The organism is Mucilaginibacter gossypii, from assembly GCF_017569325.2.
Classification (GTDB): domain Bacteria; phylum Bacteroidota; class Bacteroidia; order Sphingobacteriales; family Sphingobacteriaceae; genus Mucilaginibacter; species Mucilaginibacter gossypii.
In genome coordinates this window covers 1,373,962-1,399,924 of record NZ_CP071878.2, presented here as the reverse complement: position 1 = coordinate 1,399,924, position 25,963 = coordinate 1,373,962, and the positions used below count along the sequence as shown (strand labels likewise).

Annotated in this window: 17 protein-coding genes; 7 read left to right on the top strand and 10 right to left on the bottom strand. The window is 42.6% G+C overall.

From position 1 onward, the window contains the following. Nucleotides 1–30: 30 nt before the first annotated feature. From J3L18_RS06035 to J3L18_RS06015, 5 genes are all read right to left on the bottom strand, one after another. Nucleotides 31–2,307 (bottom strand): GH92 family glycosyl hydrolase, encoded by a 2,277-nt coding sequence (locus tag J3L18_RS06035; RefSeq protein WP_129567586.1) that lies wholly within the window; start codon nt 2,305–2,307, stop codon nt 31–33. 67 nt (nt 2,308–2,374) lie between these two features. Further along, nucleotides 2,375–4,492 (bottom strand): alpha-L-fucosidase, encoded by a 2,118-nt coding sequence (locus tag J3L18_RS06030; RefSeq protein WP_129567585.1) that lies wholly within the window; start codon nt 4,490–4,492, stop codon nt 2,375–2,377. A 16-nt stretch (nt 4,493–4,508) separates the two neighbouring features. Continuing rightward, nucleotides 4,509–6,803, bottom strand: coding sequence for a family 20 glycosylhydrolase (locus tag J3L18_RS06025; RefSeq protein ID WP_129567584.1), 2,295 nt, complete (start codon nt 6,801–6,803; stop codon nt 4,509–4,511). A 12-nt stretch (nt 6,804–6,815) separates the two neighbouring features. Then, the gene (locus tag J3L18_RS06020; RefSeq protein WP_129567583.1) at nt 6,816–9,488 is read right to left on the bottom strand and encodes a glycoside hydrolase family 2 protein; all 2,673 of its coding nucleotides are present in this window, start codon (nt 9,486–9,488) and stop codon (nt 6,816–6,818) included. Between the two features lie 274 nt (nt 9,489–9,762). Further along, nucleotides 9,763–11,202: an alpha-L-fucosidase gene (locus J3L18_RS06015; RefSeq protein ID WP_129567582.1), complete on the bottom strand. Its 1,440-nt coding sequence runs from the start codon at nt 11,200–11,202 to the stop codon at nt 9,763–9,765. A gap of 182 nt (nt 11,203–11,384) precedes the next feature. Here J3L18_RS06015 and J3L18_RS06010 point away from each other — a divergent pair, with 182 nt between their 5' ends. The 4 genes from J3L18_RS06010 (at nt 11,385) to J3L18_RS05995 (ending at nt 18,877) form a co-directional block, all read left to right on the top strand. Continuing rightward, on the top strand, nt 11,385–12,029 hold the full coding sequence (locus J3L18_RS06010) for an RNA polymerase sigma-70 factor (RefSeq protein WP_189549003.1): 645 nt from the start codon (nt 11,385–11,387) through the stop codon (nt 12,027–12,029). A gap of 51 nt (nt 12,030–12,080) precedes the next feature. Further along, nucleotides 12,081–13,178, top strand: a complete 1,098-nt coding sequence (locus J3L18_RS06005) for a FecR family protein (RefSeq protein ID WP_129567580.1) — start codon at nt 12,081–12,083, stop codon at nt 13,176–13,178. 189 nt (nt 13,179–13,367) lie between these two features. Then, nucleotides 13,368–16,688: a SusC/RagA family TonB-linked outer membrane protein gene (locus tag J3L18_RS06000; RefSeq protein ID WP_129567579.1), complete on the top strand. Its 3,321-nt coding sequence runs from the start codon at nt 13,368–13,370 to the stop codon at nt 16,686–16,688. A gap of 11 nt (nt 16,689–16,699) precedes the next feature. Then, the gene (locus tag J3L18_RS05995; RefSeq protein WP_223266060.1) at nt 16,700–18,877 is read left to right on the top strand and encodes a glycoside hydrolase family 3 protein; all 2,178 of its coding nucleotides are present in this window, start codon (nt 16,700–16,702) and stop codon (nt 18,875–18,877) included. A gap of 137 nt (nt 18,878–19,014) precedes the next feature. Here J3L18_RS05995 and J3L18_RS05990 read toward each other — a convergent pair whose 3' ends face one another. Further along, nucleotides 19,015–20,238, bottom strand: a complete 1,224-nt coding sequence (locus J3L18_RS05990; protein ID WP_129567578.1) for an RNA polymerase sigma factor — start codon at nt 20,236–20,238, stop codon at nt 19,015–19,017. A 40-nt stretch (nt 20,239–20,278) separates the two neighbouring features. Beyond that, nucleotides 20,279–20,629, bottom strand: a complete 351-nt coding sequence (locus tag J3L18_RS05985; RefSeq protein ID WP_091162621.1) for a YciI family protein — start codon at nt 20,627–20,629, stop codon at nt 20,279–20,281. A 192-nt stretch (nt 20,630–20,821) separates the two neighbouring features. On the opposite strand from J3L18_RS05985, the gene J3L18_RS05980 reads away from it, so the two are divergent. After that, entirely contained in the window at nt 20,822–21,808 is a 987-nt protein-coding gene (locus tag J3L18_RS05980) for an aldo/keto reductase (RefSeq protein WP_129567577.1), read from the top strand. 85 nt (nt 21,809–21,893) lie between these two features. After that, nucleotides 21,894–22,244: a TfoX/Sxy family protein gene (locus tag J3L18_RS05975; RefSeq protein ID WP_129567576.1), complete on the top strand. Its 351-nt coding sequence runs from the start codon at nt 21,894–21,896 to the stop codon at nt 22,242–22,244. A gap of 194 nt (nt 22,245–22,438) precedes the next feature. Here the strand turns inward: J3L18_RS05975 and J3L18_RS05970 are convergent, their stop codons facing one another. The 3 genes from J3L18_RS05970 to fbaA all read right to left on the bottom strand — a co-directional run bounded on the left by J3L18_RS05970 (nt 22,439) and on the right by fbaA (nt 24,525). Further along, the gene (locus tag J3L18_RS05970; RefSeq protein ID WP_129567575.1) at nt 22,439–22,864 is read right to left on the bottom strand and encodes a GNAT family N-acetyltransferase; all 426 of its coding nucleotides are present in this window, start codon (nt 22,862–22,864) and stop codon (nt 22,439–22,441) included. Next, nucleotides 22,821–23,339: a low affinity iron permease family protein gene (locus J3L18_RS05965; protein WP_129567574.1), complete on the bottom strand. Its 519-nt coding sequence runs from the start codon at nt 23,337–23,339 to the stop codon at nt 22,821–22,823. Before J3L18_RS05965 ends, J3L18_RS05970 begins: the two co-directional genes overlap by 44 nt. Nucleotides 23,340–23,445: 106 nt before the next feature. Next, nucleotides 23,446–24,525, bottom strand: coding sequence for a class II fructose-bisphosphate aldolase (fbaA, locus tag J3L18_RS05960; RefSeq protein ID WP_091162617.1), 1,080 nt, complete (start codon nt 24,523–24,525; stop codon nt 23,446–23,448). Nucleotides 24,526–24,794: 269 nt separating this feature from the next. On the opposite strand from fbaA, the gene accD reads away from it, so the two are divergent. Next, entirely contained in the window at nt 24,795–25,640 is an 846-nt protein-coding gene (gene accD / locus J3L18_RS05955) for an acetyl-CoA carboxylase, carboxyltransferase subunit beta (RefSeq protein ID WP_090526961.1), read from the top strand. Nucleotides 25,641–25,963 lie beyond the last annotated feature (323 nt).

Here is a 25,963-nt window from a genome sequence, read left to right as displayed (position 1 = left end):
TGACAGGGGGAATAATAATATTGTTTGTATTTACTTCAACACCGAAACAGCTTTATTAGCTTCACCAACACCCCAAACGGTGCCAGGCTTATCGCCCATGGTAATCACCAGTTCACCGCCTTGCATAACATCAGTGTGCTTGATATAAGTTTTGGTGTAATTAGCTCCATTAAGCGTCATGGCCTGGATATACTTATTTTTAGGGCCATTATTTTTAACTACTACATGGAATTTCTTGTTTCCCTGCAATTGCAGTGTAGCCTCGTTAACCACCGGGCTGCCAAATACGTACAGGCCGTTGGCCGGGTTAACCGGATAAAAACCAACAGCCGATAACACGTACCAGGCTGACATTTGCCCTACATCCTCGTTGCCAATAATGCCATCCGGTTTATCGGTATAAAAATCATCGAGGATAAACCTCACTTTTTCGGCTGTTTTCCATGGTTTGCCTGAGTAAGCATAGTAATAGCTCATCGGGTGGCTTGGCTCGTTACCATGGGCATACTGACCGATCAAACCAGATACATCCGGCGATTTAAATTTACCCATATCGCCTTGCGCAATAAACAATGAATCGAGCTTGGTATTGAATTTATCAACGCCGCCCAGCATATCAATTAAGCCTTCCACATCCTGCGGGACAAGGAAGGTATATTGCCAGCCGTTACCTTCAGTAAAGTCGCCGGTTTCATGGATAGAAATGAACGGGCTGTAAGGTGTACGCCATGCATCCTGCGATAAACGCCCACGCATAAAACCAGCTTTGGCATCATAATAGTTTTTGTAGTAGGCACCGCGTTTGCTGAAGTAAGCATAATCTTCAGTTTTACCCAGTTTTTTGGCCACCTGCGCCAGGCTCCAATCGTCAATGGCATATTCCAGACCCATTGAAACTGATTCACGGCTGCTATCGGCCGGGATATAGCCATATTTTTTCACATATTTGATACCACGGTCATCGCCCATGGCGGTGGTTTTCATGGCCTCGTAAGCTAAATTGGCATCAAAGCCTTTGTAACCTTTTAACAAAGCATCGGCAACAACAGGCACTGCACTGTAGCCCACCATACAATTGGTTTCATTAGCCATTAAATGCCAAACCGGCAAGCTTCCCTGCTGCTGATAAATAGCCAGCATAGAGTTGATCATATCGTTCACATGCTCCGGGTGGATAATGGTTGACAGCGGATTGTTTGAACGATAAGTATCCCATAATGAAAATGTGGTTACATTGTTGAAACCCTCGTTTTTGTGCACCTTTTTGTCGGTTCCCCAGTATTCGCCATTTACATCGTTAAAGATAGATGGCGCTATCATGGTGTGATAAAAAGCGGTATAAAACTTCTTCATCTGTGATAATGAATCGGCCTTGATCACAATTTTCTGAAACTGTTTATTCCAGGCTGCATCGGCATCGGTAACTACTTTATTAAAATCCCAGCCCGGTATTTCGGCCTTAATATTCAACATGGCATTTTCGGCGCTCACCGGCGAGATGCCCACTTTAGCATAAACTACTTCGCCTTTGGTAGTGGCGAAACTGATAACACCTTTCACTTTCACGCCTTTAAGCTCTGCACCCTTTACGTTAGCCGTACTATCGTAAACTGCAAACGTTTTAATAGGTTTAGAGAATACCGCAGTGAAGTAAATACGCTGATCATCTGCCCAGCCTTTTGAAAAACGATAACCGCAGATTGTGTTTTTATCAACCTGTTTAATATAGGTTTCCATTGGCCTGTCCCAGCCTATGCCTTCCTGCAAATCGATGAGGATGTGAGCATCTTTTGTTGCAGGGAAAGTGTACTTATGCATACCAACACGTGTGCTGGCGGTAAGCTCAACGCCTATATCGTATTTTTTAAGTTTTACTTTATAATAGCCCGGTTTTACAACCTCGTCCTTATGGCTGAACAACGACACATAACCAGCTTTAAGATTTTTGTTGCTGCCTTTATATACGTTGATTGGCCCGGTTGTAGGCATAAAAGAAATATCGCCTAAATCACCGATACCGGTACCACTAAGGTGTGTATGCTGAAAGCCGATGATGGTAGAATCAGAGATATGATAGCCCGAACACCAGTCCCAGCCTTCAGAAATATTGGCTGGGCCTAATTGTACTGCACCAAAGGGAACACTTGCACCCACAAAAACGTGACCGTGAAAACCGGTACCGATGTACGGATCGACATATTGCGTTAAACCACTTGCCTTTTTCATAGGCTGCGATTGATGCCTTTGTGCCTGGGAGCTTAAATTAACCAGGGCCAGTAAACCGGCCAAAACGAGTTGTTTTTTCATTCTTTATTTAAATGAGGGTATTGAGGTTTATATTGCTGCCAATTAAACCCCAATACTTAATAGATTATTAATAAACGCTTAATTCGGCTACGGTAATACCATTGCCTGCAATTACATGCGTGGCTTCAAATTTAAAATAACGGGCGCTAACCTCTTGCTTCAATGCAACAGGCTGCTCAATTGGGTTCGATTTGATATTTGAGAACTCGCCAGATGCCACCTTTTCCCAGGTTTTGCCGTCGTCGCTGACATAAAACACATAGCTATCAACAATGCCCTCGGCCTGTTTATCCTGCCTTGGCAAATAGCCAAATGCTTTTATCTTTTGTTCTTTACCCAAATCAACGCTGATCTGCTGCGGGAATTGCGCGCTTTCTTTTTTTAGCGTGCTGTAAAGACTCCCGGTATTTTCATCAAAGGCATTCTCTGCACGTCCCCAATCCTCATTAGGCGCTGTGGCATCCAATACTTTCCAATCGATTTTAGCATAGCCGAATGATGCATAAGCGCTTTCACTTTGTTGACCTTTACCTTCAAAGCTCCGGGCTTTTACTACTCCGCCCTCATTAAGCACAAACGGCTTAGTATAAACCGGCGAGCTCGATGTTGGCTCGTGCCCGTCAAGCGTATAGCGGATAGCGCTTACCGGTGCTTCGGTAATAATGCTTACTTCACCTTTTTTATTGCGTGACACTTTTGGCGCAGTTAAATGTACAGGCTCTTTATAAATCCCGAAATCACTCAATGCAATAGCCACCGGCGAAGCGGTAACCCTCAGTCTCAATTTGCTTGCTATGATATTTTGCGTTAAACGGATCAACCTGTTACCGCCAATGCTGGTAGCCTCACCTATTTGCTCCCATTTGCCATCTACGTAAGCATCTACGGCAACGGCCTCAATACGCTGCCCAAGCTTAATATTTTCGCGCAGGCGGATCACGTTAAATGTTTTTGGCGAATGCAGATCAATAGTTAAAGTTGGCGTAGTTACTTTATCGTCAGTTGCCCAATAGCTGTAACGGTTGTCATCTACTAAAAACTGCGGACCGAATTTGGCTTTGTTACCACCACGCACATTACTGGCTGTTAGTGTTGCGCCTTTTGCCAAATTAACTGCGAAAGTTTGTTTAACCAGGTTACCAAACTCGGTTAATGATTTAACATCGATCTCGTTAATAATACCACGCGGATCAGGAGATAAACCTAAATCAAGCGCTGCACCACGGCCTACACTTTTGTAATAAAGATCAAGCAAGGTATAAGGCGATTTCACACCTTCATCCTGTGTTTTATGGTAAAACCATCCGGGGCGTAATGAAACATCGCACTCGGCTGGCATCCAATATTTACCGTTACGGGTGCCTTCGGTGCCTTCGTAATCTTTCACATAACCATTAGCCGGGGTTTTGCCTTCATCAGGAGCATGTGGCGTATAAGTTGCCCAGCAGGTTTCGCCCGCATGACCTTCCTCATTACCTACCCAACGCACATCCGGACCAACATCGCCAAATAAAACAGCATTTGGTTGCAATTTGCGGGTTATAGCCCAGGTAGTATCCCAGCCATAATAAGTTGAACGGTCAATTTTTCTTACTTCGCGTTTGCCACCGTAATAACCATCACCGCCATTAGCACCGTCATGCCATGAAATAAACAACGGACCGTAATTGGTATACAACTCTTTCAATTGCGCACGATAAGTCTTAACATATTCGGCCGTGCCATAGTTGGGGTTGTTCCTGTCCCATGGCGAGCAGTATACACCCAGTTTCATGCCGAGTTTATCGCAAGCTTCACGATATTCTTTCAGCATATCGCCCTTGCCATTTTTATATGGGCTTTTGGTGATATTATGCTCCGTAGTTTTAGTTGGCCAAATACAAAAACCATCGTGGTGTTTGGCAACCACAACTACACCCTTAAAACCGCCGGCTTTTGCGGCTGCCACAATCTGTAGTGCACTAAACTGCGATGGGTTAAAAATCTTTGGGTCTTCATCGCCAAAGCCCCACTCCTTGTTGGTATAAGTATCAACGCCGTAATGGATAATGCAATACATCCCGGTTTCCTGCCAGTTAAGCTGCCCTTGTGTAGGCAATACGCCATAAGGTTTAGGAGCAGTTTGGCCGAAACCGTTTAAACCGGCCGTAAGTAATAATAAGGCAATGCCTGTAAACTTCTTCATAATTGGTATCAGATAATTAGTTTTTGTACCATGATGACGGCACATCCTGTGGGGCCGAACCATTAACACTATATTTTAGCGATAGCTTAAAGCCGCCGCCACCTTCAATAAAATCAAGCTTAAACGGATGTGCACCCATTTTTAGGGCAACCTGGCCGCTACGTTCCTGCGCTGAGTGGTTGCCATCGTTATCCACGACGGTTTTATCGCCAATGTAAAGTACGCCACCATCATCGCAGGTTAAATAAAAGCTGTAAATACCATCAGTTGGCACATCAATGTAACCTTTGTAAGTGATACCAAATGACAGAGCTTTAACCGTAGCAGGTACTTCTATTTTATCAGTACTAAACGTGCTGTCAACCTTTGCATTTTGCATTAACGCAGTCTTTTTAAAGAAAGCCTTATAATAAGTAGCTGTAAGCCCGGGTTTAGGTGGAGCAATTTTTACCGGACCAAGCATTTGCTGTTGTGTGTAGTTCAAATTATAAACATCACCACGTGTCCCGGTTGGTGTAAACGCGGCAACCCTTACCAATTCCGACTTTGAAATAGTTAATGGAGATGGCAATACCGGTGATTTAGCATCTGGCAAAGTACCATCGGTAGTGTAGCGGATAGTAAGGCTTGGCAATGGAGACGCTATGCTTAGCTTGCCTTCATCTATAAAAACATACTGATTAAGCAAATTTGGCAGATCGGGCAAACGATAGTTGATCTGCAACGCGTCCATCCTTTTGTACTGTTCTGTTAAACGCTTCAGGTATGAATCGTACTCACTATCCTTATGTGTCCAAAGCATTTCAGACAATGCGGTTAAACGCGGCATGTACATATAATCGGCACGCTTTTCTGAAGGGATCATTTCTGACCAGATATTAGCCTGTGCACCGATAATTGATTTTGCTTCTTCGACATTCAGTACCTTTGGTACCGGGTTAAAGTGATATACCTTGCTAACAGAATACTGATCGGGCTGATTATCAAAATAAAGTGGTTCGCCGGGCGTCATGATCACGGTATTGCCATTCTTCACAGCTTTAACCGGTGCATCAGGCACCCAAGTGCGCCAGTACATGATAATAGCTGTCGGGCTGATGCCTCCTTCAATTACTTCATCCCAACCAATCAACTTGCGACCTTTAGCGTTAAAGAATTTCTCCATGCGGTTAATGAAGTAGCTATGTAAACCGGCAAGGTCTTTAATGCCCTCCTTCGCCATCAAGGCTTTACAGGCATCCGATTTCCCCCAGTTGGTACGGTCAACCTCATCACCACCGATGTGGATATATTTAGATGGGAAAATCTGCATAATCTCGGTGAATACATTCTCGGCAAACTCAAAGGTGCTTTCGTTACAAGGGCAGATAGGTTTGGTGAATAATTCACCCCATTTATTTTCGCCATCGCAGGTTAAAAACGGATATGAGTTAATGGCAGCCATCATGTGCCCCGGCATATCAATTTCCGGAACGATATCGATATGTCTTGCGGCGGCATAAGCTACCACACCTTTCATTTCAGCCTGGGTGTAAAAACCGCCGTATAATGTTTTACCATTTTTTTGGATGATATGCTCTTTATCAATCACAAAATCAGGATTATCCTTAGCCTTTTTCATGCAGGCCGAGTCCTGGTTATTGAACGTGCGCCATGCACCGGCTTCAGTAAGCAGCGGGTATTTTTTTATTTCGATGCGCCAGCCCTGATCATCAGTTAGGTGCAGGTGCAGCTTATTCATTTTATACAACGCCATCCGGTCGATAAATTTTTTCAGGTAGCTTACCGAAAAGAAGTGCCTCGATACGTCCAAATGCATGCCGCGCCATTCGTAAACAGGCGCATCCTCGATAGCCACAACCGGCAACGACAGTTGCTTTTGCACCACTCCCGCTTCAACGCCCACTGGCAATAATTGGCGAATGGTTTCTACCGCATGAAACACACCTGCCGGATCTTTCGCGCGGATAACCACCTGCTCTTTAGTAACGCTCATGCGATAAGCTTCGGGAGTAGTTATGCTTGCATCATAAACAAGATTTATGGCGTGGGCCTTCTTTATCTTGCTCACTTCAACAGGCGTGCCTAAACCTTTGCACAACAAATCCTTCAAGGCATAAGCTTCGGTATTAAAAGCGCCGGCATTTACAATAGCCGTTTTAGAGGTGATAGTAAATGAGCCCTCTCCCGCAGTTAATTGGGCAGGATAAGGTATCAACGGGAATTTCGAGGCCGTTTCCTGAGCGCTAACAGCACCGGTACAGATAAGGGCCAATGCCGCTGCCGACAAATATTTTGAAATAGTATTCATTGTCTGTGTTTATTATTTGTCGATAGATATAGTACGTTCTGTTATGTTCCAGCCGCCAATGGTTACTGCAAGGTTTTTATCTGCACCTGGATTATGGTCGATAACAACTTTTTTAGTTTGGCCCGGTAATACCGTTACATAGTTATCGCTATAAAAGGCCGGCAGAATACGTTGTTTAGTATCAGCATTAACTAAAGACAGGCGGTTGAAAAATGCCAGTGCACCGTTACCTTCGTTAGTCAGTGTTACCTCTACTTTACCATTTTTTAAATACTTAGCTGTGGCTCCTAAAGTACCTTTCGGCATTTTTTGTAAGCCGGAAAAATCGCCATTAGCGTCAGGCAACCAGTAAATATTTTCGCTGATCACTTCCTTATCCGATTTAAGCAGCTGCAGGCAAAGGAAAACACCTTTGTCTTTTGCCTCTTTTTCAATCTCATGCTTAAGTGATAAATAGCGTTTGGTAGTAGTTGGCGTTACATCAGCAAAAACCTTTGTTAACACTTTCTCTTTGCCATCCATATCATAGGTTTTAGCTACCAGCAGCATATTGCTATGCGTTTTAAAAGTATTGTTGGCCACCATTACCATACCATCTGTTTGGTTATACATGATGTGTAAAGGCTCGCTACCGTTATGTAAACCGTAAAGACAAGCGTTAGGATCAAGATAATAATCATACATCTGGCCGCGCATGGCTGTCCATGGGTTTTGGGTTTTCCAGATGATAGTACCGGTATACCAATCCCACATATGAGAGCTAAAACCTTCCATGAGGGCACGATACTGATCATAATTTACCAATTGTGCTTTTGTTGCGAAGTCCTCAACATTTTTGGCTTTTCCATACTTATCAATAAAGCCGTCGTAGCCGATATATTTATGATACTCCCAAACCGGGTCTGTTTTAGTTTTGCCGGTAGATGCATCAAACTCGGGCACTACCATGTTCTCCGCCGGGATAAAGCGTTTTAATGACTCATAATCGCTAACCCCAACCGAACCAACTTCCGAATTGAACGGATAGGTTTGATGATCCCAGAAAGTGGTAAGACTTTGAATGCCGTAAGGGCCATCACCATTGCCGCCCTGTACGTTGCGTGACATTTCTTCGGAGTTTGAATACGGGATAAACCAGCGGGTATTATCCAGCTTAGGCATAATAGTATCGCGCAGGGCTGCAAAAATATCCTCAGGCGGAGTGATCTCATTACCACCGCACCAAATAGCAAGCGATGGGAAGTTACGCACCAGTTTAACCTGATCAGCAACCGATTTTAAATACAGGTCATGATCATCAGGATATTTACGGCGGGTCCATTGATCATCAGCCTTCATCGGATCTATCCAGCGACCATTACAATCACCGGATCCCCACATATCCTGAAAAACAAGCATCCCGTATTTATCGCAAGCTTCATAAAACTCAGGGCGTTCAATCAGCGCACCGCCCCAAACACGAATCAGGTTTAAGTTCATATCGCGGTGAAAACGAACTTCAGCATCGTAACGGGCATCGCTGAAACGTAACATCTGATCGGATATGATCCAGTTACCACCTTTAATAAATACCTTTTGACCGTTTACGTTAACCTGGCGGCTTTCCGTTTTATTGTTCCATTCGGTAGTAATCTGGCGTACACCAACTTCAATATTTTTTTGATCTGATACTTTACCGCCTGCTATAAACTGCAAATTAAGCTTATACAAATTTTGCGGACCATAGCCATTAGGCCACCAAAGCTTAGGGCTTTTAAGGCTATAATCGGCCAGTTTAACTTCCTGTTTTGAATTTGCTTTCAGTGTAACCAACTGTGATACCAGCTTGCCATCTAAATTATATTGTAAAGTACCGCTAACAGCAGCATTTGTAGCATTTTCAACATCAGCCGAAACCTGCACAATGGCGGGCTGTTGCGCACCTTCCGGCTGGCGAACTCCCGGAACAAGAGTAACTACATGTGGATCTTTTATAACCACAGCACCGGTATGCTCAATGGTTACTTTATCCCAGATGCCGGTGTTACGGTCGCGGATGGGCTGGATCCAGTCCCAGCCAGCTGTATACTGAATGCCTACGCCGCGTGCAATAGTACCGTCACCGCCCTGACCACCGTTGGGGTTACCAACAACATCCGGAGGGTATACCACAACAGCTAAACGGTTATTGCCGTTTTTGCTTAACCATTTGGTAATGTTATAGCTTTGGCGCAAAAACATGCCTTTGTGCAGCTTGCTGTTAAGCTTATGCCCGTTCAGAAAAACATCGCAGCTATAATTTACGCCACGAAAGTTGAGGTAAGTTTGATTGCTGCCAGTTGGCACAGCCTCTTTAAAATCTTTGGCAAACCAATAGGTATAATAATCGCGACCAACCTTATAAATGTCAGGGATCTTTTCATTATTCATCCCGTAAAATGGATCGGGTACCTGTTTATTGGCCAGCTGGGTTGTAAGCACCGTTCCGGGCACTACCGCAGGGTTCCACGCAGCAAGATCGTAATTGGATTGTGATATAGTAGTGCCATTATCTTTAACACTATTGATTGAGGTACATTTCCAGCCGCTGTTAAGCTCATAGCTGGTTTGCGCCTCCGCGTTTTGATAAACGCCTGAAGCAATCACAGATAACACTAATGAAAATTTAAACAATGCAGATCTGCCTGCAGAACGGGTTGTTGTCATTTATTTGGATTGATGAATGATCAAAATTAAAAACTGCCAAATCATTTTAGCTGTAAAAACTTGGCTATATTATGTGGGATTTTGTCCGGTATAATTGTCATTTAGACGAGTATGCAGGGCATTTGTGGTAGTGATCAGGAGGAGAAATCTTATACGCCATGCTATCATGCATGTACAGCCCGCTTGTCGCTCGTATAAGATTTCTCCTCCCCCTTTTCTTAGCCCTTACCCTGTTCGTCGAAATGACATTGTGGTTAATTGGTATTATGAAATATTAATAAGCTATTTTAAACCCGGCCGCTTCATTAAGGCCGCTGGCCTGTTGTAATTTTACCGGGATACTAATATCGATTCCATCAGCTACCTGTTTCCACTTAAGGCTTTGGGCGCTGCCAAGTAAGGTTACTTTCTTTACCTTTTTAACATCTTTAAGCTTTACAGATATAGTAGCAGGCAAAATCACCTTTTCCTGGTCGCTCAAAGCAAAGGCATAAATGGTATTACTGGTTTTGGCTTTTGTATAATATATATTACCTGTTGAATACGGTGCAACCGACTGGCTGGCGTAAATACCCTCGCCATTGATCTTCATCCAATTGCTGATACCTTGCAGGCGCTCATAAGCAACCGGGTCCCAATCGCCATCCGGGCCGGGACCGATGTTCATGAGCAGGTTACCGCCGCGCGATACGATTTTTACCAATAGCTGCACAATTTGCTGTACCGATTTATAATGATCGCCCGGAACATAACTCCATGAATTGCCCATGGTTATACAACTCTCCCAGGGATGATCAAGCGGTACTTCGGGTACTTCCTGTTCCGGAGTAGTATAGTTTTCGTATTTGCCGGCTACGGTACGGTCAACCACTATCAAACCAGGTTGTTTTTGCCTGCCCATTGCGGCAATCTTTGGCATATCAATATCCTGATCAAATTTGATTCCGCGCTGCCAGTCGATGGTAGTATCAACGCTGCTTTTCGGACGTACCCATCCCCCGTCGAGCCATAAAATATCAACCTTGCCATAATCGCTCATCAACTCGCTGATCTGATTATAGGTAAAATCTTTAAACTTTTGCCAGCGTTCAGGGTATTTTTTCGGATCGTAGTTTACATTACGGTCTTTTGGCGGAAAATACGGCCACCAGTAATTTTCAGTATGCCAGTCGGGCTTTGAAAAGTAGGCACCAATCATAAAGTTATCTTTACGGAAAGCGTTGAAGATCTCCTTGGTTACATTACTCCTCGGATTAGTTGAAAAAGGGGTTTTACTACTCGTGATTTTATAATCGGTTTCTTTAGTATCAAACATACAAAAACCGTCATGGTGCTTGGTAGTAAAAATTACGTATTTCATACCTGCATCTTTGGCCGCCTTTACCCATTTTTCGGGATTGAACTTGGTTGGATTAAAAGTGGTTTGCAGATTTTCATAGGCAGCTTTATAGCCATTATAAGTTGCACCGTATGGGCCGCGGCGTTGTGTCCAGCCTTCATCTTCGGGGCAAATGCTCCAGCTTTCAACTACACCCCACTGGCTATAGGTGCCCCAGTGCATAAACAAACCAAACTTAAGATCCTGCCAATTTGCAATTTTTTGCTCAACTGCGGGGTCACCGGCAGGGACATACTGTTTTGACATATTGTGCTGTTGCCCAAAGGTTTTAAAGCACCCAAAAACCAAAAGAAATACTGTAAATAAACGTTTCATCAAGCTTTTATTTTATAAATTACTGACAATTTTATATGGTGTATTGCCTACACACTTTTTAAAATATTTTAAAAAACATCGCAACTTACATCATAAAATTTTATTTTTCGGTTTTAATATGTTATTATTGTTACACCATTATTAAGTTTTAAATTTAGTTGATTAATTAAAAAATCTTCGGTTTGAGAGACAGAAAAGTTGATACGCTGAAATTATGGAAACTCATTTGCAATAATGACGATGAGAATGCTTTTGAGCTATTTTTCCATATCCTTAACAACTCGCTCATTAAATTTTGTGTGCTATACGTACATCAACGGGAGATTGCCGAAGAAATAGTTTCGGATGTGTTCGTGAAGTGCTGGATTAACCGTAAAAACCTCACCGAAATTCAAAACCCTGAAACCTATCTGTTTGTAGCGGTAAAAAACCAATCGCTAAACCATATCAAAAAATACTCAACCATACATCTTGTACAAATTGAAGAAACCAACTCGGTTGAATTTGTAAATACCTACAACCCCCAAAAGGAAATAGAAAACAAAGAGTTGATTTTTAGAATGGACCAGGCCATAGCCGGTTTACCGCAACAATGCCGTATAGTTTTCAGGTTGATAAAAGAAGATGGTATGAAATACAAGGAGGTAGCCGAAATTCTTAATATTTCGCCCCGTACTGTACAAACCCAGCTTTTCAGGGCAATCAAGAAGCTCAGTGTCGTTTTGACACAATACAACAAACATAACAACATTCAACCTAAACCAAACGCTGTCAATATTTTGGGCTCTATAATTGTGATTTTACAATTATTTTTTTTACACTTGTAAGTAATTAACCTAAATAAGTTGTCCTATCATAAATAAGGATGCAATTATACGATGGGCAATGATAAATTTATAGAGCTGGTGGGCAAAAAACTGTCGAATGAAATCAGCTCTGATGAAAATAATGAATTTCAGCGTTGCTTAGCTAATGATGCTTCCCTTCGTGAACAATACGAAGCCCTTTCTGCTTACTGGAAACATAGCGATGCCCAATATGCCGACAATGCCCTCGCCTTTCAAAAAATAAAGTCAAAAATTAAAGCACAGGAAGTTATTGAACCTGCAACGGCCATTAACCCCGTTAAAAAGGGCACGATGCATTATCTTTGGCGTGCTGCGGCCGCTGTTGTTTTAATAGCAGGTTGCGCGTACCTTTTTTATTCAAAAACAGTTACTTTGGGCCACGGAATTGCAAGCGCAACATCCGGCGCCTGGCAAAATAAAAACACTTCTGCCCGCGATAAATCAACCATTGTATTAACAGACGGTACACGTATCACCCTTAATTCGCAAAGTTCGTTAAGATATCCAACAAACTTCACAGGCAAAACCCGCGAAGTTTATTTAAGCGGCGAAGCCTTTTTTGATGTACATAAAGATCATGAACATCCGTTCATTATCCATACCGAAAAAATGAACATTAAGGTGCTGGGTACCGCTTTTAACGTTAAATCATACCCCGATGATCCGTCAAGTGAAACAACCCTGATCAGGGGCGCCATTGAAGTTACCCTTGACGACCGGCCATCGGACAGGATCATTTTAAAACCAAGTGAAAAACTGATTGTTAAAAAGGGCTCGTTTACTACTGTACGTAAAAACCAGGCTAAGCTTTCACCACCTACCGACAGCAGTGCCGGTACGCAATATGTCTTAACCAGTTTTACCCGTCTTCATCAGGACGACAGTGCCATTTTAGAAACCTCCTGGACACAGAATAAACTCATTTTCCGGGATGAAAGCTTTGCCGACCTCGCCATGCGCATGGAACGCTGGTATGGTGTTGAGATCAAATTTAAAAATGATGAAATGAAAAAGTACCGTTTCAGCGGCACTTATGAAAAAGAATCCATTACTCAGGCTCTTGACGCATTACGCATTACCGAAGATTTTCATTATAAAATTAAAAATGCCGCCATTTATATCTATTAACTGATAATTCTACAGTTAGTTATCAGTACATTTGTTCCCATCAGTTGGCTTGGCTGTGGCTTTACAATATTCGTAATTGTTACCTACCAATTCGGTCATTTTACACTATTACCTGTGCTAATTATAAAATTTATGTAAATTTAGGCATCCTCAATGGATGTTGGCAACAGGTTTAGGTTATCAGTATAAATGAAAATACGGTTTACGTTAATATTATTCTTCAATTTACTGGCTATATTAACTGTATATTCACAAACCCGCGTCACTATCAATTTAAAATCGGCCGATTTTAAAAAGGTGATCTCAGCCATCGAACATCAAAGCATTTATCATTTTGTTTATAGCGAAAGAAAAATCCCTGCTTTAAACAAAGTTGACATAGATTCTGATAATGAAGATGTTAAAAGTATTTTAGATAAAATTTTGGCCAATTCGGGCTTCGCTTATACCGAGCTTGCCAATCACCTGATAGTAATTGCCCCGATTGATGAAATAGTTAATGTAGTTAAAGTAACGGGCGTTGTTGTTGATGAGAATGGCGCGCCGCTTGCAGGCGCTACAGTTAGGGTAAGAGGTTCAACCATGGGCTCACTCACCGACGCGAAGGGGGCGTTTTTGCTTGAAGTACCCTCCGGGTCAACATTGATAGTGAGTTTCGTAGGCTACGTTACAAAAGAGGTAAAACTTATTGGCGCTGTACCGGTAACTATTTCGCTTACGGTAAGTAACGTGCTAAACGAAGTGGTTGTAACGGCACTTGGCATTAACAAGGAGCAAAAAAAGGTGGGTTATTCAGTAACTACTATTAGTGGTGAGGTGCTTGATAAAGCCAAGGAATCAAATGTAGCATACTCGTTGGAGGGGCGCGTTGCAGGTTTAAGTATCAATGGCATAAACGGCGGACCAGGATCTTCTGCGCGTATTTTACTAAGAGGCGTTACAAGTTTTGGTGCAAGCGCGCCACTCTTTATTATTAATGGTGTGCCCATGGATAATACCCAAAGGGGATCGGCCAATGAATGGGGCGGGGCCGACTTTGGCGATGGCATCAGCAATATAAATCCCGACGATGTTGAAAATATGACCGTTTTAAAGGGCCAGGCGGCATCGGCACTTTACGGAGCGAGAGCAGCCAATGGAGTAATTTTAATAACTACCAAAACAGGAAAAAAAAACACTCCATTTGGTGTTGAGTTTAATACCAATTACCAAACTGATAAGGCAATTAATACCTTTGATTATCAAACACAATACGGCCAGGGTTTGTATGGGATAAGGCCGACTACCGTAACCAATGCAATATCCTCAGGCAACTATGGCTGGGGTGAAAAACTGGATGGTAAACCCACAATTCAGTTTGATGGCGAATATTACCCCTACTCCGCCGTAAAAAATAATATCAGTAAGTTTTACCGTCAGGGTTATACTTTTACCAACACTGCTGCATTTAGCGGCGGTAACGACAATGGTAATTTCCGGTTGTCGTTATCAAACCTTAGCAACGGCTCAATAGTACGTAACAGTGATCTCAACCGCAAAACGTTCAACTTATCGGCAAGTCAAAATGTTACCAAAAAACTGAATATTAATGTTGTAGCTAATTTTATCAACGAAACTTCCAATTTAAAACCCAACCTGAGCGATGGGCCTTTTAATGTAAATAACATTCAATACCTGGCAGCCAACGAAGATCAGGCTATCCTTGCGCCGGGTTATGCCCCAGATGGCAGTGAAATAAGATGGAATAGCGACACCTTTACTACAAACCCTTATTTTACCGTTAATCGGTTTATTAATGATGTAAACCGTAACCGCTTAATAGCTGCATTATCGGGTAAATACAATTTCAATAATTGGATGTATGCACAGTTGAGGTTAGGTAACGACATCCTTTACGATAAACGAAAAACGGTTACCCCAACCGGAACCGCTTATTACGCCGGCGGGATGGGAGGACTTGATGAACAGTCAAACACGCGACGATCTGAACTAAACAGTGACCTGCTAATAGGTGCCAAACATGACATTATTGCTAAAGTGCTGAGTTTTGACATATCTGCAGGGACTAACCTACGTAAAAACACATACGAGTACACGAAGCTTTTTGGAGGCCCATTCATTATACCATATTTTTACAGCTATAATAATTTGAACATCAAAAACAGCAATTACAACTATAATAGTACCGAAACGCATTCAAGCTATTATGCTGTTGATTTTTCATTAAGAGAATATTTAACAATAACTACTACCGGCCGCTACGATACCTACTCCACGTTGCCAAGTGATAACCGGAGTATCTTTACGCCTTCGGTATCGGCAAGTCTTTTATTTTCCGATCTCGTTCAAATCCCCAGCCTTGACTTCGGAAAATTAAGGTTATCGTATGCGCAAACGAGCGGCGAGCCAACTGATGCATATGTAACAACCCAATACTACACAACAAATTATTCAATAAACGGTGTTGCCATCGGGAGTTTCAGCGACAGCCTGCCCAATTTATTCCTTAAGCCTTACACGCTTACCGAAATGGAAGCCGGTACCGAGCTTAAATTTTTAAACGGCAGGCTTGGAATTGATGTAGCCTATTTTCACCGTAAAACAAAAAATGAGATCATTAAAGGCGACCTTGATCTGGCAACCGGTTTTGCACGGCGGTTTATCCCTACGGGCTCAACCCAAAACAACGGCATTGAAATTGAGCTAAGCGGCACTCCTGTTAAAGCAACCGGTTTTACCTGGTCGCCATCGTTTAATTTTACTTATGTACAAAACAAGATCCTTCAAACAGACGGCACTCCCGAGTCGGCTAACATAAGCTTCGGTACTTACCGCCCGCTAAACGCTGCTACGGCACTGGTTAAAGGCTTGCCAGGGCCTCAGATTATGGCCAACGATTACCTTAAAAATGATAAAGGACAGATCATTTTTGACGAAAATGGTTTACCCATGGCCGGCCCGCGTGTACCTATGGGTAGCGTGGTACCTAATATATACGGTGGATTAAACAACAATTTTGCATTTGGCAAACTAAGCCTCTCATTTTTGATCGATTACCGTTTTGGTAATAAAATATTATCGGCTACAAATTATAATAGCATTTACAGGGGCTTTAACCAGCTTACCCTTGCAGGCAGGGAAAACGGCGTTGTTGGCAATGGAGTAAACGCCAATGGTGAAAAGAATACCATTGCTGTACCTGCGCAGAACTATTACCAGGCGCTGGCCCAAAATGTATCTGCATTAAATGTGCTTGACGGCAGGTTTATTAAATTACGACAGGTTACTTTTGGCTATACTTTTTCAAAGGGCTTTCTTAATAAAACACCATTTGAAGGCATAACCTTTTCACTGGTAGGCAGAAACTTGTGGACAATTATGAAGCGCTCGGCCAATATCGATCCGGAATCTGGATTTTCGCCGGATATAAAATATGCAGGAATTGAAGGAGCAAGCCTGCCGCCAACCCATACTTACGGAATAAATATTAACTTTAAACTCAAAAAATAAATCATCTAAAAATGGCTTCCACCATAAAACACAAACTCCTATGTTGTTCGGTAATGCTTGCGGCATTACTAAAATTTTCTACCGCAAATGCGCAGGTTCCTTTTTATAAAGATGCTTCGCAATCGATTGATTCACGCGTAAAAGATCTTTTATCGAAATTAACCATCGACGAAAAAATCTCATTATTAGGCTACCGCAGCCAGGCCGTACCGCGTTTAGGCATTCCTGCCTATAACTGGTGGAATGAAGCTTTGCATGGCGTAGCCCGCGCCGGGGAAGCAACCATATTTCCGCAGGCAATCGGTATGTCGGCTACATTTAACGAAGATCTGTTAAAGCAGGTATCAACGGCCATATCAACTGAGGCCCGCGCAAAATATAACCTGGCCATAGCACAAGACAGGCACCTGCAATATATGGGCCTCACCTTTTGGACACCCAACATCAATATTTTCCGCGACCCGCGCTGGGGACGTGGACAGGAAACTTATGGCGAAGACCCATTCCTGACCGGCCGTATGGGCTCAGCCTTTGTTAAAGGTTTGCAGGGCGATGATCCTAAATACCTAAAAACATCGGCCACGGCCAAACACTTTGCCGTACATAGCGGCCCGGAAGCTACCCGCGATAAATTTGATGCTAAAGTTGATGAGAAAGATCTTCGCGAAACCTACCTGTATGCTTTTCACGAACTGGTCAAAAACCGTGTTGAATCGGTAATGAGCGCCTACAACCGCGTTAACGGTGTACCAAACTCTATAAATAAAATGCTGCTTACCGACATATTACGGAAAGAATGGGGCTTTAGCGGCCACGTGGTAACTGATTGTGGTGCCCTGGACGATGTATACCTTACCCATAAAACGCTACCAACTGCGGTTGAAGTAGCAGCGGCTGCCATTAAGGCTGGTGTTGACCTGGATTGCTCGTCCATTTTGCAGAACGATGGTATTAAAGCTATTAAACAAGGCCTACTTACTGAAAAAGATGTTGACCAGGCCCTGGGCGCTATCTTACGCACCGAATTTAAACTGGGCTTTTATGACGCCCCGGCCGCTAATCCTTATCATGGTTACGGCGCCGACAGTGTTCACAATGAACAACATTTGGCTTTGGCCCGTAAAGTGGCCCAGCAAAGCATGGTATTGTTAAAGAATAACAAGAATGTTTTGCCATTTAAAAAAAGCAGCTACTCCAGCATTATGGTGGTTGGGCCAAACGCGGCCTCGCTCGATGCTATGATAGCTAATTACCACGGCACCAGCAGTAAGGTAATTAACTTTGTTGAAGGTATAACCGGCGCGGTTGACAAAGCTACCCGTGTTGAATACGATTTGGGTTGCGACTATAAAGACACCACCCATTTTGGCGGCACCTGGGCTGCGGGTAATGCTGATGCTACCATTGCTGTGATAGGCCTCTCCCCCGTTTTGGAAGGCGAAGCAGGCGACGCTTTCCTGTCTGAAAGCGGCGGCGATAAAAAAAACCTGAGCCTGCCTGCCAGCGAAATTGCTTTTATGAAAGAGCTGCGTAAAAGTGTAAAAAACAAACCTCTTATTGCTGTAATTACCGCAGGCAGCGATGTTGATATATCTGCTATTGAGCCTTATGCCGATGCCATTATATTTGCCTGGTACCCCGGCGAACAGGGGGGTAATGCATTAGCTGATATTATTTTTGGCGATGTTTCGCCTTCGGGCCACCTGCCGCTTACTTTTTATAAAGACATGAGCAATTTACCCGATTACAGCGATTACAACATGAAAAACCGCACTTACCGTTACTATACCGGCCCGGTGCAATATCCTTTTGGTTTCGGTTTAAGTTATACGTCGTTCAGCTACACCCTGGGCAGTAAATTAAAAACCACCTACAAAAAAGCCGATACCCTCGCAGTAACAGTAAACGTTAAAAACGCCGGTAAATTTAATGGCGATGAAGTAGTGCAGGCGTATATCAAATATCCCAACATCGACAGGATGCCTGTTAAAGAATTAAAAAGCTTTAAACGCATCAGTCTGGAGCAGGATAAAGAAGGTACCGTTACTTTGAAAATCCCTGTTCAGGATTTGCAAAAGTGGGATCTCTCTACGCACAAATGGAAACTTTATTCGGGTAATTACAAACTGGTGCTGGGAAGCAACTCGGCCGATGAAAAGCTGGTAGCTGATTTTAAAATATCTAATTGAACAGATTTTTATAAAATAGCAGGCGCTTAAACTCAAAGGCGTCATTGCGAGGTACGAAGCAATCCCAAACTATACAGGGCGAACCTGCTTATCGGGGATTGCTTCGTACCTTATAATGACGTTTTTTTATAATTTATTCATAACAAAGCCTTCAAATCCTTTGTAATTCTAATTTTATCAGCAACTGTTTTAGCCAGCTTTAGGGCAGTTTGCAAATGCGATACTGCCTTTTCGCCATCTACCCCTGTATACAAGTAACCAAGCAGTACATGGTACAAATGATTGGTATCCAATTTTAACTTTTCGGCCTCAATAATGGCATTCTCCTTCCCTTTTACCTTTGCCAAAGCATAAGCCCGGTTCAACGCAGCCGCAGGCGAATAAGCAGCGATAAGTAACCTATTGTAGAGCATTAATATATTTTCCCATTTTTCGGTAGTATCAGTTTTAATGGTATGCCAATAAGCTATAGCAGCTTCAATATGATAGTTACCGGCGCCGTTTTCTTTAGAGGCAAGGTTTAAGTAGTATCGTCCTTTTACCATCAATTCATCATTCCAAAGCATTCTGTCCTGATCATCATAGCGGATCATTTCGCCATGCTCATCTACCCGGGCATCAAACCTTGAAGCATGAAAACACATCAATGATAATAAGGCATTCGCCTCGGGCAGGTTGGTTTGCTTGTTTTCTATAAGGAGATAGTTAAGTCGCATAGCTTCTAAGCACAAGTCTTTTCGCAATGTAGTACTCTGGCAGCTGGAGTAATAGCCTTCATTAAACAACAGGTATAAAGTTTTCAGTACGATGCCCAGCCGGTTAACAATATCAGCCGGTTCAGGAAAAACGATCTTTACTTTTTGTTCCCGAAGCTTTTCCTTAGCCCTGAACAGGCGTTTATTAATGGTTTCTTTATTCGATAAAAAAGCCTCGGCAATTTCATCAATTCCGAAACCGCAAAGGATACGTAATGCAAGGCCAATCTGTGCCTCGGCCGGCAATACCGGGTGACAAATAGCAAACATCATTTGCAGCTGGCTGTCGTTAATATTTTGGTCAGAAAGATCGATCTCTGCCCCGTAATTACCCTCTGCAACAACCCCTTCGGCTATTTTTTGCTTAAACCTGGAGCCACGCCTTACATAATCGGTTGCTTTATTGCGGGCCACAGTATATAACCATGCTTTAGGGTTATCAGGCAACCCCTTGATCCCCCATGTTTCGGCAGCTGTGAGAAAAGTATCGCTGGCAATATCTTCGGCGGCTTCTATACGTTCAAAGCCGAAATAATGGCATAATACCGCGATTATCTTTTGATATTCAGAGCGGAACAAATGTGGTAGAAGCTGATCTTGCTGCATAAAACACGCAGCCTCCCGTATATGGGAGGCTGCAAATCAATTATACTTCCATTGGGATGATAGGACGCACCTCAACACTTCCCCCTACCGACAGGATCGGGCAGCCCTTTGATAACTCCGCGGCTTCTTCCAGCGACGACGCTTTGATAATGCTGTAACCGCCTATAGCTTCCTTAACTTCAACATAAGGGCCGTCTGTTACCACATTGTCGGGTTTTACTACGCTGCCGGAGGTATCCAACCTATTGCCTACGGCCACCAGTTTGTTTTGTGCGGCAATCCCGCCAATCCATTCGCGCCAGTAATTCATCATGGTTTGCATCTGTTCGGGCGACCGCTGCGCTGCAGTGGCTTCTGCGTCTCTTCTGAAGATCAATAAGAACTCGTTCATGTTTTTTGAATTTAATGGTTAAAAACCAAAAGACGATCAGGTTTAGATGAATTGGACAACCACTCGATTTTTTTTTCAAATTAACCAGAAAAAGTTAATCTGCAATGTATAACCTTACATAATACTTATAAATGGAGGTTGATGTGCTTTTGTTATTTCACGTACTTTGATAGTAAAAAATACTACCACATTATGAAATACAGAAAATTAGGAAACACCGGAATTGAGCTTTCGGCTATTGGACTGGGATGTATGGGCATGAACCATGCTTACGGCCAGCCGGATGACGATGAATCAATAGCAACACTTGAAAAATCAATAGAAATAGGCATTAACTTTTGGGATACGGCTGATGTTTATGCTAACGGCCGAAATGAGGAGCTGGTATCAAAAGTATTAGTACCAAATCGCGATAAGATTTTCATTGCCACCAAATTTGGATTTAAAGCAGGTGCCGATGGCAGGCTAACAGAATTTGATGGCTCACCCGCCTATATCAAAACTGCCGTTGAGCAAAGTTTAAAACGCTTAAAAACAGATGTGATTGATCTTTACTACGCTCACCGCATCGATCCAAATGTGCCCGTAGAGGACATGGTTGGTGCCATGGCCGACCTGGTAAAAGAAGGTAAAGTAAAATACCTGGGGCTGTCTGAAGCTTCGGCAAACTCTGTCCGTCGTGCGCATGCGGTACATCCAATCAGCGCCTTGCAAAGTGAATATTCATTATTAACCCGCGATGTTGAGGCTGAGATCTTGCCGGTTTGCAAAGAGCTTGGGATTTCATTTGTACCCTTTAGTCCGCTGGTACGTGGATTGGTTACTAATGCGTTGGATGTAACCAAACTGGCTGATAATGATTTCAGGAAAAGCCTGCCCCGTTATCAGGATGCCAACGCCGAAAATAATATGGGCCTGGCTCATGAGTTTGCACAACTTGCGGCTCAAAAAAACTGCACACCTGCCCAGTTAGCCCTTGCCTGGGTGCTGGCACAAGGCGATAACATTATCCCTATTCCAGGAACAAAGAGGAGAAAATACCTTCTGGACAATGCCGGCTCGGTTGATGTGGAATTAACCGCCAATGATTTACGGGATATTGAAACCGTTTTAGCTAAATACCCGGATACCGGCGACAGGTATAATGAGGCTAATTACAAATTTGTTGATAAGAATTAATTGTAATTTTATTTCAAGAAGGCGCTGAGACGCCGGATTTCCGCTTGCTGTCTTAGCGCCTCTGCGTGAAAAAATATAAACCCTTATGGCATATAACGAACGAATGGCCGATCGTATTCGCGAAACATTAATGGACCTTCCGGTAGTGGAAGAAAAGAAAATGTTCCAGGGAGTTTGTTTTATGGTAGATGATAAGTTATGTGTTTGCGTACGCGACAATAGCATTTTGTGCCGCATTGGCGAACAACAAACGGCTATTGAACTTGAGAAAGGAAACTGTAACCAAATGGTAAGCGGCGAAAGAGTAATGAAAGGCTATGTTTATGTTGAAGATTTCACCCTGCAAACCACCGCCCAACTGAATTACTGGATCAACCTGTGCCTTGCATTTAATCCGCTGGCAGAGGCATCTAAAAAGAGGAAAAGAAGTAAATAACAGTAGCCCTGCCTATAATATTTATCTCTTTCGATTCAAATACAACATTGTGTCATTTCGAAACAAGGAACGAGTGAGAAATCTTATTAGCTATGCTCAACGAATTTTATAAAGCGGCTTACTTGGTGTAGAAGATTTCTCCTCTCCTCCAACGCACATACCTTAACCAGTTTCGTCGAAATGACAAAGTTTTTTTACTTCTTAACCATTTTATAATGTTTGATCCCGGCTTCTTCAAACTCCAGCTCTGACGCTTCAAAGCCCAGTTTTTCATAAAAAGCCACAGCATGGGTTTGCGAATTAAGATAAACATAATCCGCATCGGCTGGCAAATCAGTTAACACCGCTTTCACCAGTTCTCCTCCTATACCAAATCCTCTGAACGTTTTCAATACGGCAAACCGCTCAAGCTTATAGCCATTTTCGGTTTTACGCCAGCGGCAGGCACCGGCTGGTTCTCCATTAACAGTAGCTAAAAAATGATGAGATACATCTTCATGTTCATATTCCAGTTCGGGCGGGCAATTTTGTTCAACAACAAACACTTCCCTCCTTATGGCATGTACTATATCAAGATCAGCTTGTTCCGTTACTTTTTTTACTATGATTTTTTCGGGCATTGATGTAATGCGGTTTTGTTTTGAAATGATTGAGTTTTGTGGTATGGTTTTCCCTCGCGGCATCAATAGAGTGTGTACAGGTGATATCACTTTCCTCTTCGGCAAGTCCGGCCAGTTCCACATAAAATTTATGCAATTGATCGAGCTCCTTTTCGGTAATATCTTCAATATCAACCATCCGGTTACTTGCCCCCCGGTGCGATGCAAGCAGCTCATTCAGTTTCAAATGTATAGCTTTCGAATCTTTATTTTGTGATTTCTGAATCAAAAAAACCATCAGAAAAGTAACCACAGTAGTACCGGTATTGATAACCAACTGCCAGGTATCCGAATAATGGAATAATGGTCCGGTTATTCCCCAAACAATGATGATACCAAAAGCCGTGATAAATGCTCCCGAACTACCCGTAGCTATAGTGGCCCAATTGGCAAAGCGTTCAAATAAATTCTTTTTCTTCTTATTAATTTCAACCATATAGCAGCCTTTATCTTTTTGGGGCGAATCACCTGCTGCCTGTAAACAACAAAGCGCCTGTACAACAAATGTACAGGCGCTTTTGTTAGTTAGTTTATAATGAATATTATAATTTGCTGTGTACGTCGATACAGTTAAGATCTTCGAAAGCAGCAGAAAGCCTTTTAACAAAGGTTTCTTCGCCTTTGCGTAACCAAACGCGCGGGTCATAATATTTTTTGTTTGGAGAATCCTCACCATCCGGGCTGCCGATCTGGCTTTGCAAATAGCCTTCTTTTGATTTATAGTAATCTTTAATGCCCTCCCAGAAAGCCCACTGCATATCAGTATCAATATTCATTTTGATAGCACCATATGAAATAGCTTCACGGATCTCTTCCTGGCTTGAACCAGAACCACCATGGAATACAAAGTTAATCGGTTTTTCGGCAGTTAAACCAAATTTTTGTTTAACATACTCCTGTGAGTTATGCAGGATAACCGGTTGTAACTTAACATTACCTGGTTTGTACACACCATGAACGTTACCAAAAGCAGCAGCTACAGTAAAACGGGGGCTTACTTTTAAAAGGTGCTCATATGAATAAGAAACCTCTTCTGGCTGGGTATATAAACGTGAACTGTCAACGTCAGAGTTGTCAACACCATCTTCTTCCCCGCCGGTTACACCCAACTCAATTTCAAGGGTCATGCCCATTTTAGCCATACGCTCAAGGTATTTAGCCGAAATTTCGATATTCTCTTCAATAGGCTCTTCTGAAAGGTCGAGCATGTGCGATGAAAATAAAGGCTTACCTGTTTCGGCAAAAAATTTCTCGCCATGATCCAGCAGGCCATCAATCCACGGTAACAATTTCTTGGCAGCATGGTCTGTATGCAGGATAACCGCAACGCCATAATGCTCAGCCAACAGGTGAACATGCTTTGCAGCAGATACACCACCTAAAATACAGGCCTGAAGTTTTGAATTATCCAATGACTTGCCGGCGTAAAACTGTGCACCGCCATTTGACAGCTGAATAATAACCGGTGAGTTAACAGCTTTAGCTGTTTCCATAACTGCATTGATAGTATTAGTACCAATAACGTTTACTGCCGGTAAAGCAAACTGGTGCTTTTTTGCTGCTTCAAATAGTTCCTGCACCTGATCGCCGTGCAGAACACCTCTATAATTTTTTAAATCCATTAGCGTTTATTTGGGGCTCGAAGTTATAAAATTTATTGAATTCGGATAAGCAATCTTAAAAGTATATTAAAACGGTAGTAAAAATAGGGTTAATTTAAAAATATGATATAATTAATTAACAATCCGATCCTTTTATTACAAAAATAGCATTAAATAAGCAATTAAACTTTCAAGCAAACAATTTGCCCTCTATAACTTTTTATATACCGGCACCACATGTTTAATATTTTTTGTTTCTTTGTACCCAATTGAAAGAGTTAGACACAGATATGGCATGGTTTAAACGAGAGTTGAAAGGGATAATTACGACTACTGAGGAAAAAAAGGAAGCCCCCGATGGCATCTGGAATAAATGCCCTAATTGTAAAAAACCTTTACACTATTCTGAGCAGGTAGAAAATCAATATGTGTGCCATTACTGTGGCTTCCACCTGCGCATAGGTTCAAAGGAATATTTTTCGGTACTATTTGATAATAACGAGTTTACAGAACTTTTCCCTGAACTTACTTCCGGCGATCCGCTTCATTTTGAAGATACCAAAAAGTATACCGACCGACTTAAGGAAACTCAGCACAAAACAGGCTTAAAAGATGCAATAAGGGCGGGTGCCGGTAAAATTGACGGTCAGGACCTTGTTATTGCCTGTATGGATTTTAACTTCATTGGGGGATCAATGGGATCGGTAGTTGGTGAAAAGATAGCCCGCTCTATTGATTACTGTATCCAACATAAAGTTCCGTTCCTGATGATCTCAAAATCGGGTGGTGCGCGCATGATGGAAGCGGCATTTTCACTGATGCAAATGGCTAAAACATCGGCTAAACTTGCCTTGCTTTCACAGGCAAAAATTCCTTATATATCTTTACTTACCGATCCAACCACCGGTGGCGTAACAGCGTCATACGCCATGTTAGGCGATATTAATATTGCTGAGCCAGGTGCATTAATCGGCTTTGCAGGGCCAAGAGTAATTAAAGAAACCATTAAAAAAGATCTTCCTAAAGGTTTCCAAACTGCCGAGTTTGTGCAGGAGCACGGTTTCCTTGATTTCATTGTCGACAGGAGAGAAATGAAAGAAAAATTAGCCTCGTTTATTAAAATGATGGCCAATTAAGATATCTTAATCAACCTTGATATAGTAAGGGATAAGCTTAAGTTTATCCCTTATTTTTTTCTATCACCTCTGGAAAATCGTCATTGCGAGTAACCATCAGGGAAGCCCTGAAAAAAAATGAAATGACATGCATTGCGATGAGAAGTAAGATATTTGTCTTGAACATCGGGCAAACTACACACCCCGTATAACCCTTGGGGCCTTTAAGAGCCCGCTTGCGAGTTTGGGACTGTCGCTTTTTGCAAAAAACATTATAGGGAACCACCAGTTCTGACCAACTGGTGGTTTACCGCGCTTTTAAGCTTAGACTTTTTAAAGCGGCA